The organism is Bifidobacterium simiarum, from assembly GCF_002802905.1.
In the GTDB taxonomy this organism is placed as follows: Bacteria; Actinomycetota; Actinomycetes; order Actinomycetales; family Bifidobacteriaceae; genus Galliscardovia; species Galliscardovia simiarum.
The window spans coordinates 50,114-62,882 of the sequence record NZ_PEBK01000002.1 but is presented as its reverse complement, the minus strand read 5'-3'; the positions used below and the strand labels follow the sequence as shown (position 1 = coordinate 62,882).

Genomic DNA, 12,769 nt, shown 5'->3' with positions numbered 1-12,769 from the left:
GGTACGGCCTTATCCATGCTCCGAGTAGGATATCGACGGCAAAAAAACGGTCGATACGGTCGATCGATACGGTCGATATGGAGTTTGGCATATGACGGTGAAAGAGCGGACAGTGGGGGAGCGCGGCGGACAGGCCGCACGCCGTCGGGAAACGGTCGACTGGCGTAGGATCGGCTGGCTGGCCGCGGCCGCGGTACTGCTCGGCGCGGTGATCGGTCTGGGCGCCGGACTGCTCACCCTGCTGCTGTACGGCGTCGAGCATGTGATGCTCGGCTATATCGAAGGGCCGTCGGTGCCCGGGCCGTTCGCGGTGCCCGGCGTGCGACGGGCGATCTCCGTGACGGTCGGCCTGTCGATCGCCGCCGTGGCATGGTATCTGCTGCGCGGCAAGGCCAGGAAGGTGCCGTCGGTCAAGCGGGCGGTGGCCGGCGACCGTATGCCGTGGTGGCAGACCGTGGTGCATGTGGTGCTGCAGATCTTCATTGTCGGATCGGGCGCGTCGATCGGCCGCGAGGTCGCGCCGCGCGAACTCGGCGCGATGCTGGCCCAGCGGTTCTGCGATCTGTTCCATCTCGAACCGTCCGACCGGCGCATGGTCGTGGCCGTGGCGGCCGGAGCCGGTCTCGGCGGCGTCTACGATGCGCCGCTGGCCGGCATGTTCTTCGCCGCGGAGATCCTGCTCGCCGACATCTCGCTGGAGACCATCGGATTCGGGCTGGGCATGTCGTCGGTGGCGGCGTTCGTGGCCACCGAGATCAAGGGGCATCACGCGTTCTACGACATCACCGCCATGCAGCCGGGGGAGACGCCGACCCTCATGGTGTTCGCCCTGCTGTGCGGGGTGATCTGCGCGTTCGCCGGCACGGCGTTCCGCCGTGGCTCCTCATGGGCGTCGTCGCACAAGGCCACCGGCAGGGCGCTGCTGTGGCAGATGCCGCTTGCCGGCGTGCTCACCGGTGTGGTGGCGCTCGCCGTGCCGCAGCTCATGGGCAACGGCCGTGCGGCCGCGCAGATGGGATTCAGCACGTTCGTCGGCGGCTCGGTGTCTGGTCCGGCGTCCGCATCCGGCGCCGTGCAGTCCGCGCAGTCGGCAGCCGCCTCGCCGTGGACGCTGCTGGCGAACGGGAGCGATGTGCTCGGCGGCTGGCTCAACGGGATCGGCCTCGGTGCCTCCGGCCTTGGCGGAACCGGCACAGGCGTCTCCGGCACCGCATCGGTCTCCGCCGCGTTCACCGACTCCCGCCTGTGGATTCTGCTCGGCCTACTGGCCGCCACTTTCATGCTCAAAGCCGTCGTCACCCTGCTGACCATCCGCTCAGGAGCGTCCGGCGGCGTGCTGCAGCCCGGCATCGCCCTCGGCGCCACGCTCGGCGCGATGCTCGGCCTGCTGTGGGTGTGCGTCTCGCCCGCCGACTCGGTCACCGCCTGCGCGCTGATCGGCGCGGCCGCCCTGCTCTCCTCATCGCAGCGCGCCCCGCTTATGGCCATGTGTCTGGTTATGGAGCTCGCCGAGGCCCCGATCACGTTCTTCGTGCCCGTCGGTCTGGCCGTCGCCGCCTCGTCGCTGGTCTCGCGCTGGCTCGACCGCTGACCGGCACCGACCGCTGACCGGCGTCGACCACGGCCGTCGCCGGTTCATCGTCATCGGTATATGGAACAATCACTCAGATTACGGACCTACTGCCCCGTGATCCGCGGCAATGGCCGGACGCCGAAACCTACCGAACGGTCGGATCCATAACGTCCCATAAGCAGTTTGTATGGCCACGCCGGTCCTCTGTGCGGTCCCCGCGGATACAGTGGTGTACTGCCCGAAACGATAGGGGCGAACGAATACGAAGGGAATGCGAATGATCAAGATCAGGGATGTGAGCAAAAGCTTCGACGGCGTCAAGGTGCTGGACGGGCTCGACCTCGACATCCCGCGGCAGAGCGTGGTCACGGTGATCGGCCCTTCCGGCTCCGGCAAGTCCACGCTGCTGCGCATTCTCGACGTGCTGGAACAGGCCGATTCAGACACCGTGGATTTCGGCGACGGCCCCATCGATCTGACCAGCACCAACAAGGCCGACATCCATGCGATCCGTTCCAGAATCGGATTCGTCTTCCAAAGCTACAATCTGTTCGCCAATAAGACGGCCCTGCAGAACGTGACCGAGCCGCTGATCTACGCCAAGGGCATCAAGCCCGACGAGGCCCGCAGGACGGCTCTGGAACAGCTCGACCGGGTCGGGCTGGCCGATCTTGCCGACCGGTACCCGAGCACGTTGTCCGGCGGACAGCAGCAGCGCGTCGGCATCGCCCGCGCCGTGGCGGTCAACCCGGAGCTGCTTGTGCTGGACGAGCCCACGTCCGCACTGGACCCGGAAATGGTCACCGGCGTGCTGGAGGTGATCAAACAGCTGGGACGGGACGGCATGACCATGCTCATGGTCACCCACGAGATGCGCTTCGCCTACGAGGCCTCGGACCGCGTGGTGTTCATCGAAGGCGGCCATGTGGTCGAACAGGGGGATCCCAAGCAGATCTTCGAGCATCCGCGCGAACGGCGTACCGCCGAGTTCCTGTCGTCCACCAATAACGTGCTCGTGATTCCGGCGGGGTCCCCGTCGGAGGCTCCGGCGTCCTCGACAGCGTCCTCGACGCCCCCGGAAGCCCAGAGATCCTAGAAAAACCGTGAAATCCTTGAAATCCATACGGAATTCATTATCAAGAGAGAGGTTTGCCATGTTCAATAATCATGCGATTCTACGCAAGGCCGCCGCGGTGCTGTCCGGTGTGGCGGTGCTGTTCTCGATGGCCGCCTGCGGTTCCGGCTCGAGCTCCGGCTCGTCCTCCAGCAGCGCGCTGGAGCAGGTCAAGTCCGCCGGCAAGATCGTGTTCGCCACCGAAGGCACCTACGCGCCGTTCAGCTACCACGATTCGAAGACCAACGAGCTGACCGGCTACGACGTGGAGGTGGCCAAGGCCATCGCCAAGGAGCTGGGCGTCAAGGCCGAGTTCGCCGAAGGCAGCTTCGACTCCCTGCTGGCCGGCGTGGACGCCAAGAAGTACGACACGGTGGCCGATCAGATCAGCGCCACCGACGAGCGCAAGGCGAAGTACGACTTCACCGAGCCGTACACCTACTCCTACGGCGTGGTCGTCACCCCCAAGGGCAACCCGAAGGGCGTGAAGACCTTCGACGACGTCAAGGGCCTGAAGGCCGCCGAAACCGGCACCAGCAACTGGAACAAGACCGCCCAGCAGAAGGGCGCCACCATCGTGCAGGTCAACGACTTCGGCCAGGCCGTGGATGCGCTGTCCACCGGCCGTGCGGACGTGACACTGAACGACGGCCTCGCCGTGCTGGACTACCTCAAGCAGAAGCCGAACGCCAACATCGAGATCGCCGTCAAGTCCGAGAAGACCCCGGCCGCCCAGCTGCCGTTCCGCAAGGGCAGCGACGATCTGGTCAAGGCCGTCAACGAGGCCATCGCCAAGCTGCAGAAGGACGGTACGCTGACCAAGATCTCCGACAAGTACTTCGGCGAGGACTTCTCCCAGCAGTAGTCGCATCGTCGCTGACCGTGTCGGCCGGCCTGATCGATCGGCCTGATCGGCTGACCTGATCGGCTGACCTGATCGGCTGACCTGATCGGCCGGCTCGCCCGCCATCGTCTGTTCGTCCCGCGACCTGGTTGCCTCGGTCTTCCGGTCGCGGGACGTCCGTGTGATCAGGCGGACGCGATCAGACGGACGTGATCAGACGGTCATGATCAGTCGGTGTGGCCGGTCGGTGTGATCGGCGCCGGTGCGATCGGTCGGGTGCGGCCGACCGTTTCCTGATCCGTACCGCCGCAAACCGTAAACCGTAAACCGCAAAACCCGCAAACGCAATACGCAACCGCAATACCGTAAGGAGTGCCTAATGGATGCTCGAGTATGGGGCATAGTCGCGGATTCCTTCACCAAACTCCTCATTCCGGGAATCACCGTCACCATTCCGCTGACGCTGATCTCCTTCTTCTTCGGCCTGCTGATCGCGATCCTCGTGGCGTTCATCCGCGTGGCCAAGGTGCCGATCGCCTCGCAGATCGCATGGTTCTACATCTGGGTGTTCCGCGGCACCCCGCTGCTGGTGCAGCTCTTCGTGATCTTCTTCGGCCTGCCGTCCGTGGGCATCACCATCCCCGCGTTGCCTTCGGCCGTGATCGCCTTCTCGCTCAACGTGGGCGCCTACACCGCCGAAACCCTGCGCGGCGCGATCCTCGCCGTGCCGCAGGGACAGCTCGAGGCCGGTCTGGCCGCCAACATGCCGTATCTCACCATCATGCGGCGCATCATCCTGCCGCAGGCCTTCCGCTCCGCGTTCCCCGCGCTGTTCAACTCGTTCATCGCGCTGGTCAAGGACACCTCGCTGGCCGCGAACATCACGGTGGTGGAGATGTTCATGTCCGCCCAGCGCATCGTGGCCATCTACTATGAGCCGCTGGTGCTGTACATCGAGGTCGGCGTGATCTACCTGCTGTTCTGCACGGTGCTCACCTGGCTGCAGCAGTACTGCGAGAATCGCCTCAACGCGCACTTCTGACCGGTCATTCGCCGGCACGGTCACCGGTTGGCGCGGTCACCGGTTGGCGCTATGGGCCAGATTGAGTTCAATGGCCAGACGGTAGTAGTCGATCAGTCGGTCCACCATCATCGGCCATGTGCGGTTCCGTACGAGCCGGTATCCGGTCTCGCCCATGCGCGCCCGCAGATACCGTTCCTTGATCAGCCGGGCCACGCAGTCGTGGAGATCGGCGTCGTCGCTCGGATCGAACAGCAGACCGCTTTCGCCGTCGTGGACCAGATCGATCGGCCCGCCGCTGTCCGGGGCGATCACCGGCAGACCGGTGGCCATCGCCTCCTGAATCGTCTGACCGAAGGTCTCCTCCGCGCCGGTGTGGACGAACACGTCCAGCGCGGCGTAGGCGTCGGCCAGGTCGTCACCGTGCAGCATGCCGGTGAACACCGCATTCGGCAGCCGGTCATGCAACTCCTCCTCGCAGGGCCCGCCGCCAACCACGACCAGCTGCACGTCGAGATCGGCGAGCACGATGAGTCGGTCCACCTGCTTTTCGGGGGCGAGCCGGCCCACATAGCCGACGACGGGAACCGTGCCGTCATGGCTCCACCGTCGGTGCAGCTCCCGGACCGCGGGGGTGTCGGCCCGTTCGGGGTTGAACAATGTCGAATCCACGCCACGGCCCCAGATGCGGATGAGCTTCGGATCGACGCCGAAGGACTCCAGTCGTTTCCGGGCCTGATCGGTGGGGGCGAGCGTCAGCGTGGACAGATTGTGCATTTGGGCGATGCGGTCCGCGACGATCCGCTCGGCCTGATCGCCGGCCGCCTTGCCGATGCGACGCAGCCATTTGTTGTGATGCGGCGTGGGCCGCGGATCGACGCCGTCGACGGCCTGACTGGCGAACCGGCGGGCATACTGGGCCACATCGGTCTGGTAGATCGCCACCGTGGGCACGCCGAGCTCCTCACCGGCGATCAGCGCCGCATGACCGAGTTTCGAGATCGGGGCCGCGATGTGGATCACATCGGGTTTCGGCCCGTCCTTGATCTCCTGAATCACCGGGGTTTTCGTGCAGATGGCCACGTTGAAATGCTGGATCGGCCACGACGGCTCCTCGGCCACCGGGAAGCCGGCGTAGGTGCCGTCGGCGGGTGCCGGCTGCGGGGCGATCACCCGGGCCTCGAATCCCCGTTCGGCGAACCGGTCGAGAATTCGCTTGATGCTGCCGCTGACGCCGTTGGTCTGCTCCAGGGAGGATTCGCTGACGATCAGCACGGAGAGCTTCCGGCCCTCGTATGTGCCCTCGTGTGGGTTTTCGTATGCATTGTGCGGGCGGAGTTCTGGTTGGGGTTCGGGCTCGGCGGATAAGCCGGATGGTGATGTGGCCATGAATGCTCCCGGTAGAGGAATCGTTCCTCCCATCGTAAAGTTGCCGATGGCGCGCGGCCGACGTCATGGATGAACGCCCCGTGAATTCTTCGATGCGGGCGGATGCACCGGCATGATAGGCGAAAAGACAGTCCCGTGATGCCGAAATCCGGGATTGATGGTGTCTTTCGGTCGTTTTGCGCCGTGGAAAACGACCATTTGGCACCGTATTTTGGTGGGACCGGCTGAGGCCGGGTGGGACTTGGTGAGACCGGGCGGTGGGTGGTGCCGCGACGGGCGTAGGGTGGGCGTGGAGGTGGGGACATGGAACGTGGGTACATGGAACGTACGCGATTTCACGGTAAGGCACAGGTTTACGATCAGGCGCGTCCCGGGTATCCGCAGGAGGCCGTGCGATACGTGGCCTCGCTGATGCCGGCCGAGGCGACGGTGTCCGACGTCGGTGCGGGAACCGGCAAATTCACCGTATCGCTGGCGGCGTCCGGTGTCGGTGCCCGTGCGGGTATTCGGATGATCTACGCGGTGGAACCGGATTCGGATATGCGGACGGCGCTGGCGGAGAACGTCGTCGCATGGCCGAACGTCACCGTCGTCGACGGCAGCGCGGCGCATACGACGCTGCCGGACGACAGCGTGGACGTGATCACCTGCGCACAGTCGCTGCACTGGTTCGACCACGATGAGTTCCTGAAGGAGTGCGCCCGCATCGGGCGTGGCGGCAGGGTGCTGCTGATTTCGCTCTACAACGTCACGTCATTCGATTCCGCGATGACGGCCCGGACCAACAGCGATCATTTCGGCGCGGATCTTGCGGGCGGCGCCAACGGTCCGTCGGATTCGGACGCCGCCGGGACTGCTGCCGCCGGCACGGCCGCGCTCGCCGCCATCCCCGACGTGAGCGTCAGCGGGCGGCATTTTCGGCGGACCGTTGCGGAGTTCTTCGATGCGCCGACGATCCGCGTGTTCCCCAATCCGATCCGATACACGCGCGACGGCTGGCGGGCCTACATGGATTCGCATTCGCACAGTCCGCTGCCCAACGACCCCGGATATGCGGCGTTCCGCACGCAGGTGGATGCCATCTTCGATATGCGTGCCGTGGACGGCATCATGACCGATGACACGACGACCATGATCGCCAGCGAGTGGCTGACCTGGTGATATTGACCCCCGGTTATCCCGAAATCCGGGATTCATGGTGCCTTTCGGTCGTTTCCGCCGCGAAAAAACGGCCAAAAGGCACCATCAATTGCCGGGAACGGGTTTTTGGCGTCAGTATCCGGAGTCGATGAACACCCAGCCGTGATCGGCGTTGGGGTTGGTGGGGGCGTAGGCGAGCCAGACGTTGTACCCCTGCGTGGTGCCCTTGCCGAATCCCGAGGCGGGGACACGGCAGGTGAAGTCCATCTGGAAGTCGGCGACATGCCCAATGCCGTATTCGCTGATCGCCGAAGCGACCGTGCTGGCGGAATCGGGGGATTTGGCCGCCATCCGCTGTTCCGATTGCAGTTCGGCATGCGACCGCCGCCCGTCATAGGCGATGCGGTCGATGGCGCAGCCATGCAGATCCTGATAGTGATTGACGATGGCGGTGGCGCCGTCGTTGAGCCGCGCCTTGGTCAGCGGTGAGCCCGTCATGACCCCGGTGGCGTTGCCGGCAGTGGCGTCGGTCGTGGTGTCAGAGGTGTTGCCGGTAGTGGTGGTCGTACTGGTGGTGCTGGTGATGTCGATGCGCAGGTGACTGACGTCAAGCGGTCGGCTCGGCAGCCACAGATTCACGTAGCCGACGTATCCGATGCCGATCACGGCCAGTATGGCGAGCGCCGCGAGACCGATTCGCCTACGGATCGGATGCGCGGTGCCGTTTTGCGGAGACGCAGTGCGGTCCTGCTGAGACACAGTGCGGTCCTGCGGTTGGGGATTGCTCATGCCAGCAGTATACGGCGGCTGTCTGTTGGGTTTCCCCTCTGGGGGAAGCTGGCGGCGAAGCCGACTGATGGGCTGAGCCCGTGAAGAAAACGTCGGAGGCGTTTTTAGGGCTCAGGCGAGCCGACAGGCGAGTGGGCTTCCCCCTCTGGGGGAAGCTGGCGGCGAAGCCGACTGATGAGGGCAATAGGCGCAAAACCTTTGGAATTGCAACGATGCAACCAATGGTTGCGCGATGCTAAACGGGGATTTTCGGTTGCGATTCGCCGATGCAACCGCAAGATGGTGGAGCCCGCGGCGGCATCATGCGATAGTGAAGTCATCGTTCGGACGTGACATGATGGAACCACCAAGAAGGGATTGAGACGATGACTTTCCGCACCAATCTGCAATACCTGCGATCCCGCCGCAACATGACCCAGGAGCAGCTCGCCATGCTGCTCGGCGTCTCGCGGCAGGCGATCTCGAAATGGGAATCCGAAAAGGCGTATCCGGAAATGGACAAGCTGCTGACGATCTGCGATCTGTTCGGCTGCACGCTCGACGATCTCGTGCTCGGGGACGTCGCCCATCCGACTTCCCCGGAATCCGCCGCCGCTCCCGTCGGCGTCGTCGATGTCGCCACGGCCACCGTCGTCAGCGATGCCGGGACCGATGCCGTCTCGCTGCCGAAGGATCTCACTGGCTACGATGAGCATCGCCGTCGGTTTGCGCTGCTGATCGCCTCCGGCGTCGCCGCGATCATCGCATCGGTCGGCGTGGCGGGTCTGTTCGACCCGGAACATTCGATACTCGGCCCGTCGCCGCTCAACGACTTTCTGGCGTTCGCCTGCATCTGCGTGGGCGTGATCGTCGGCCTGGCGCTGCTGATTCCGGCCGCCGTATCCCATGAGGCGTTCAAACGCCGTCACCCATACGTCGAGGACTTCTACACCGAGGACGATCGCGGTCACGAAAGTCGTCTGCTGGCAGCCGGCGTGGTGGCCGGCGTTGCGGAGATCCTCGTCGGCATCGCGATCGTCGTGTACGCGGGCGACGTGCTGGGCATCGACGCCGGGTGGCCGAATGCGATCATGCTGCTGCTCGATGCCGTGGCCGTATTCGGCTTCGTCTACTTCGGCCTTCGTCGGGGTCTGCTGAACATTGACGCGTACAACGAGGACGCCGAAACCGAACGTCGCAAGCGCGAGGGCACCCTGCCGTTCTCCGCGAGACTTGCCGGAGCGGTGTTCGGCATCATCATGCTCGTCGCCACGATCATCGGGCTGACCCTGCTGTTCCTCGGCGTCGATGATCACCTCTTCTGGATTCCGTGGCCGATCGGCGGCCTGCTGTGCGCCATCACCGGCATCGTCATCGGTCTCTTCAAGGACCGTCTTGACCGCTGATTATTGAGAATGCACGGTTCTTCTCGGTATCCCTGCCGATCCTGTCTCCTACCGGGAGGAAACGGAGTCTGGTTTGCTCGCCGGGCGTCATCAGCGTTCTATGATGACCATAACCGGGTTCTGGCGGAACGGAGGCGGCCGATGATTCCGATTGAGGACGTGTATGCGCAGATTCGCGGGTTCGCCGCGGAATGCGGTGCCGGCGAAGTGATTCTGTTCGGGTCTCGAGCGAAAGGGACGAATCGTCCCAAAAGCGATATTGATCTGGCAATCAGAGGATGTGCGAGATTCGACCGTCTGGAGCGCATGCTGCAGGATGATCTGTGGTCGTTGCTCAAGATCGATGTTGTGAATCTCGATGAGCCCATATCCGACGAGCTTCGCAATGAGATCGCCACGAGCGGGAAGGTGCTGTATGAGAAAGTATGAGAACTATGTGTCGGCACTGGAGTCCCTGCGTAAGGCTCCCGAGCAGGACCTTTCCAACGAGTTCGTGCAAAGCGGTGTCATCGACAAGTTCGAATTGCAGTTCGAACTCGGCTGGAAACTGTTCAAGGCGTTGTTGGCCTATGAGGGCGATCCGGTGTCCGCTTCCGGTTCTCCCCGCGATGTATTGAAGACCGCATTCCAGTATTACGACTTCATGGATGAATCCCTGTGGCTTCGCATGTTGCGTGCACGCAACGATTCCGCCCATATTTATGACGCGAACAAGGCCGTGCGGTTGGTCGATGACGTCATCCGTGACTACATTCCCGAATTCGATCGGGTGCGGAACGGACTGGAGCAACGATACGGCGACATGCTGCTCCAGTAGATTCGTAGTTGCCTACGCGGCCCTCGTCGGATCCTTCTGCAGCGTGAGGAACACCAGCGCCACAACCAGCAGGATCGCGATCGAAAGCACGCCGAGCGAGGCGTTACCGGTGAGCGTGGTCGTCGTGGCCACGAGGAACGTGCCGAGGATCGACGCGTACAACGAGGACGCCGAAACCGAACGTCGCAAGCGCGAGGGCACCCTGCCGTTCTCCGCGAGACTGGCCGGAGCGGTGTCCGGCATCATCATGCTCGTCGCCACGATCATCGGGCTGACCCTGCTGTTCCTCGGCGTCGATGATCACCTCTTCTGGATTCCGTGGCCGATCGGCGGCCTGCTGTGCGCCATCACCGGCATCGTCATCGGCCTCCTCAAGGACCGTCTTGACCGCTGATCGACGAGGATTGTTGGGGTACTCATGGAACGACCGTCATTATTGATCATTGTGATGCCGTTTGTATATGTTTTATAATACAAACGACATACTTTTTTTGATAAGAGGTGGATGATGGTTACGTCGACGTACCGGGTGGATGCGGATCTGAAAAAGCAGGCGGCTGAATTGTATGAATCAATGGGAATGAGCCTGAATACCGCCATCAACGTATTTCTGCGCCAATCGGTTAAGGAACAGCGCATGCCCTTCCAGCCAAGTGCCGTGCCGTCGGCTTCGCCTCTGCCTGAAGTAGGGTCGGTTGCGGCGAATGGCGTGGCATATCGGGGAATGGATGGCCGTGGCTATCCGGTGATATCGGTTCCCGAGCGAATGGTCGTCGATCCGAAGCGTGATGAAGATGGGACGCCGGTACTGCCGCAATCGTGGAAGGACTGAGCGATCATGCCCGACCAGCCTGTGCTGAAACCCGTTCCGGGAACGTTGCATACCTTCGATGTGTATCGCATGCCGGTCAGATTCGAGGAGGACAAGACCCGTTCCCGCAATCATTACGTCACCTGCATTGTGGTCGATGTTGATGGCGATGGTGGCGTAGCGGTGAAACTGACCAGCAATCCGAAATGGGACGGCATAGGTGACATTCAATTGCGTGATTGGAAACAAGCTGGGCTGACGCATGCTACCACCGCGCGATGTGCCCAACTAGTTCGATTTAAACGTGAGGATTTACAAGGATATACGGGAACACTGAGCAGGGAGGACGCCGTCAGACTGACAAAAGCGCTGACCAGCATTCCGCCTGATGAATCGGTCTGGCTATGAGGAGGATGACACCAGCCTTCCCGCCCCCCTCAGGGGAAGGCCGTGAGCCGCGCCTCCTACGCGGCCCTCGTCGGATCCTTCTGCAGCGTGAGGAACACCAGTGCCACGACCAGCAGGATCGCGATGGAGAGCACGCCGAGCGAGGCGTTGCCGGTGAGCGTGGTCGTCGTGGCCACGAGGAACGTGCCGAGGATCGACGCGGTCTTGCCGAAGATGTCGTAGAGGCCGTAGTACTCGTTGGCGTGGTCCTTGGGAATGATCTTGCCGTAGTACGAGCGCGACAGCGCCTGGATACCGCCCTGGAACATGCCGACCAGAATCGCCAGCACCCAGAACTCCGCGGCCGTCTTGAGGAAGAACGTGGCGAAGAACACGATGCCCATGTACGCCACGACCGCGGCCATGATCATCGGCTTGCATCCGAACCGGCCGGCCATGCGTCCGTACAGGATCGCGCAGGGGAACGCCACGAACTGCGTGACCAGCAGCGCTACCACCAGCTGCGTCGAGTCGATGCCGAGCTGCGTGCCGTACGACGTGCTCATCGAGATCACCGTGTTCACCGCGTCGATGTAGAAGAAGAACGCGACCATGAACATCCACAGCGGCTTGTTGCGAACCAGCTTGTGCAGGGTGCCGGCGAGCTCGGTGAACGTGCCGCGCACCGCCTCGCGCGTATGCTCGCGGGTGGCGCGGTAATGCACCTGACGGTAGCTGGTGAGCAGCGGGATCGTGAACGCCACCCACCAGACGGCCGTGATCACGAAGCTCGCGCGCGTGCACGCCACCGTCGACCAGCCGGCCAGCGCCGGGCCGCCGAAGATCAGGGCGATGCAGGCGATGAACGGAATCGTGGAGCCGACGTACCCCCAGCCGTAGCCGTGCGAGGAGACCTTGTCCATGCGTTCGTTGGTCGTGGTGTCGATGAGCATCGAATCGTAGAACGTGAGCGAGCCGTTGAGTCCGATGGTTGCCAGCACGTACACGATGAGGAACGGCAGCCAGGACAGCGGCAGCGCCATCGCGCAGCACATCACCGCGCCCGTGCCGAAGAAGCCGAGGAAGAACTTGATCTTCATGCCCTGCACGTCGGCGATCGAGCCGAGCAGCGGCATGAGCAGGGCGATGACCAGCGAGGCGATGGTCTGCGCGTACCCCCACGCGGAGACGATGTTGCCGTCGGCCGGCATCAGCGACTTCGCGTAGATCGGGATGACCGCGGTGGAGAGCAGCACGAACGCGGAATTGCCGACGTCGTAGACGATCCACTGCTTCTCGCGCATGGTGAGCTTGCCTCGCGGCGGGGTCGGGAACTCGCCGGTCGCCAGCGCTTCGGGCGCATCCTGCCCCTTGACCGCACCCGCATGATTGGCGTGATCGACCGTGGCATGATCGGTCACGGTGTGATCGACCTTGGCGTAGGCGCCGGCATCCGTAACCGTAGCGGATTCGGTGTCGGTGCTCGGCTGCGCGGTATC

14 protein-coding genes and 1 pseudogene are annotated in these 12,769 nt (G+C 63.4%); 11 read left to right on the top strand and 4 right to left on the bottom strand.

Features of this window, described 5'->3' with window-relative positions; translation table 11 throughout:
* The first annotated feature begins 91 nt into the window (after positions 1–91).
* The 4 genes from CSQ87_RS02405 (at position 92) to CSQ87_RS02390 (ending at position 4,573) form a co-directional block, all read left to right on the top strand.
* A complete protein-coding gene (locus tag CSQ87_RS02405; protein ID WP_100512294.1) occupies positions 92–1,591 on the top strand; it encodes a chloride channel protein in 1,500 nt (499 codons plus the stop codon).
* A gap of 259 nt (positions 1,592–1,850) precedes the next feature.
* On the top strand, positions 1,851–2,669 hold the full coding sequence (locus CSQ87_RS02400) for an amino acid ABC transporter ATP-binding protein (protein WP_100512293.1): 819 nt from the start codon (positions 1,851–1,853) through the stop codon (positions 2,667–2,669).
* 58 nt (positions 2,670–2,727) lie between these two features.
* Positions 2,728–3,552, top strand: a complete 825-nt coding sequence (locus CSQ87_RS02395) for a transporter substrate-binding domain-containing protein (protein WP_100512292.1) — start codon at positions 2,728–2,730, stop codon at positions 3,550–3,552.
* A gap of 358 nt (positions 3,553–3,910) precedes the next feature.
* Positions 3,911–4,573, top strand: a complete 663-nt coding sequence (locus CSQ87_RS02390) for an amino acid ABC transporter permease (RefSeq protein WP_100512291.1) — start codon at positions 3,911–3,913, stop codon at positions 4,571–4,573.
* A gap of 36 nt (positions 4,574–4,609) precedes the next feature.
* Here CSQ87_RS02390 and CSQ87_RS02385 read toward each other — a convergent pair whose 3' ends face one another.
* Complete coding sequence (locus CSQ87_RS02385; RefSeq protein WP_165776702.1) at positions 4,610–5,827, bottom strand: glycosyltransferase family 4 protein; 1,218 nt, start codon at positions 5,825–5,827, stop codon at positions 4,610–4,612.
* A 432-nt stretch (positions 5,828–6,259) separates the two neighbouring features.
* Between CSQ87_RS02385 and CSQ87_RS02380 the strand changes: the two genes are divergently transcribed.
* Positions 6,260–7,102, top strand: coding sequence for a class I SAM-dependent methyltransferase (locus CSQ87_RS02380; protein ID WP_165776701.1), 843 nt, complete (start codon positions 6,260–6,262; stop codon positions 7,100–7,102).
* A gap of 111 nt (positions 7,103–7,213) precedes the next feature.
* On the opposite strand, the gene CSQ87_RS02375 is transcribed toward CSQ87_RS02380, so the two are convergent.
* Complete coding sequence (locus CSQ87_RS02375) at positions 7,214–7,870, bottom strand: hypothetical protein (protein WP_133122323.1); 657 nt, start codon at positions 7,868–7,870, stop codon at positions 7,214–7,216.
* Positions 7,871–8,235: 365 nt separating this feature from the next.
* Between CSQ87_RS02375 and CSQ87_RS02370 the strand changes: the two genes are divergently transcribed.
* From CSQ87_RS02370 to CSQ87_RS02360, 3 genes are all read left to right on the top strand, one after another.
* A complete protein-coding gene (locus tag CSQ87_RS02370) occupies positions 8,236–9,255 on the top strand; it encodes a helix-turn-helix transcriptional regulator (protein ID WP_100512287.1) in 1,020 nt (339 codons plus the stop codon).
* Positions 9,256–9,396: 141 nt separating this feature from the next.
* Complete coding sequence (locus tag CSQ87_RS02365) at positions 9,397–9,684, top strand: nucleotidyltransferase family protein (protein ID WP_100512286.1); 288 nt, start codon at positions 9,397–9,399, stop codon at positions 9,682–9,684.
* The gene (locus tag CSQ87_RS02360) at positions 9,671–10,072 is read left to right on the top strand and encodes an HI0074 family nucleotidyltransferase substrate-binding subunit (RefSeq protein ID WP_100512285.1); all 402 of its coding nucleotides are present in this window, start codon (positions 9,671–9,673) and stop codon (positions 10,070–10,072) included. The genes CSQ87_RS02365 and CSQ87_RS02360 overlap by 14 nt, the downstream gene beginning before the upstream one ends.
* Before the next feature lie 12 nt (positions 10,073–10,084).
* Here the strand turns inward: CSQ87_RS02360 and CSQ87_RS02355 are convergent.
* Positions 10,085–10,228: pseudogene (locus CSQ87_RS02355) on the bottom strand (Vacuole effluxer Atg22 like protein); the annotation flags it as partial.
* Between CSQ87_RS02355 and CSQ87_RS10870 the strand changes: the two are divergent.
* The 3 genes from CSQ87_RS10870 to CSQ87_RS02345 all read left to right on the top strand — a co-directional run bounded on the left by CSQ87_RS10870 (position 10,197) and on the right by CSQ87_RS02345 (position 11,291).
* Positions 10,197–10,466, top strand: coding sequence for a hypothetical protein (locus CSQ87_RS10870; protein ID WP_165776697.1), 270 nt, complete (start codon positions 10,197–10,199; stop codon positions 10,464–10,466). The pseudogene CSQ87_RS02355 and the gene CSQ87_RS10870 overlap by 32 nt on opposite strands.
* A gap of 111 nt (positions 10,467–10,577) precedes the next feature.
* Positions 10,578–10,904: a type II toxin-antitoxin system RelB/DinJ family antitoxin gene (locus CSQ87_RS02350; protein ID WP_100512284.1), complete on the top strand. Its 327-nt coding sequence runs from the start codon at positions 10,578–10,580 to the stop codon at positions 10,902–10,904.
* 6 nt (positions 10,905–10,910) lie between these two features.
* Positions 10,911–11,291, top strand: coding sequence for a hypothetical protein (locus tag CSQ87_RS02345; RefSeq protein WP_100512283.1), 381 nt, complete (start codon positions 10,911–10,913; stop codon positions 11,289–11,291).
* Between the two features lie 56 nt (positions 11,292–11,347).
* Here the strand turns inward: CSQ87_RS02345 and CSQ87_RS02340 are convergent, their stop codons facing one another.
* A complete protein-coding gene (locus CSQ87_RS02340) occupies positions 11,348–12,574 on the bottom strand; it encodes an MFS transporter (protein ID WP_100512468.1) in 1,227 nt (408 codons plus the stop codon).
* Positions 12,575–12,769: the final 195 nt, after the last annotated feature.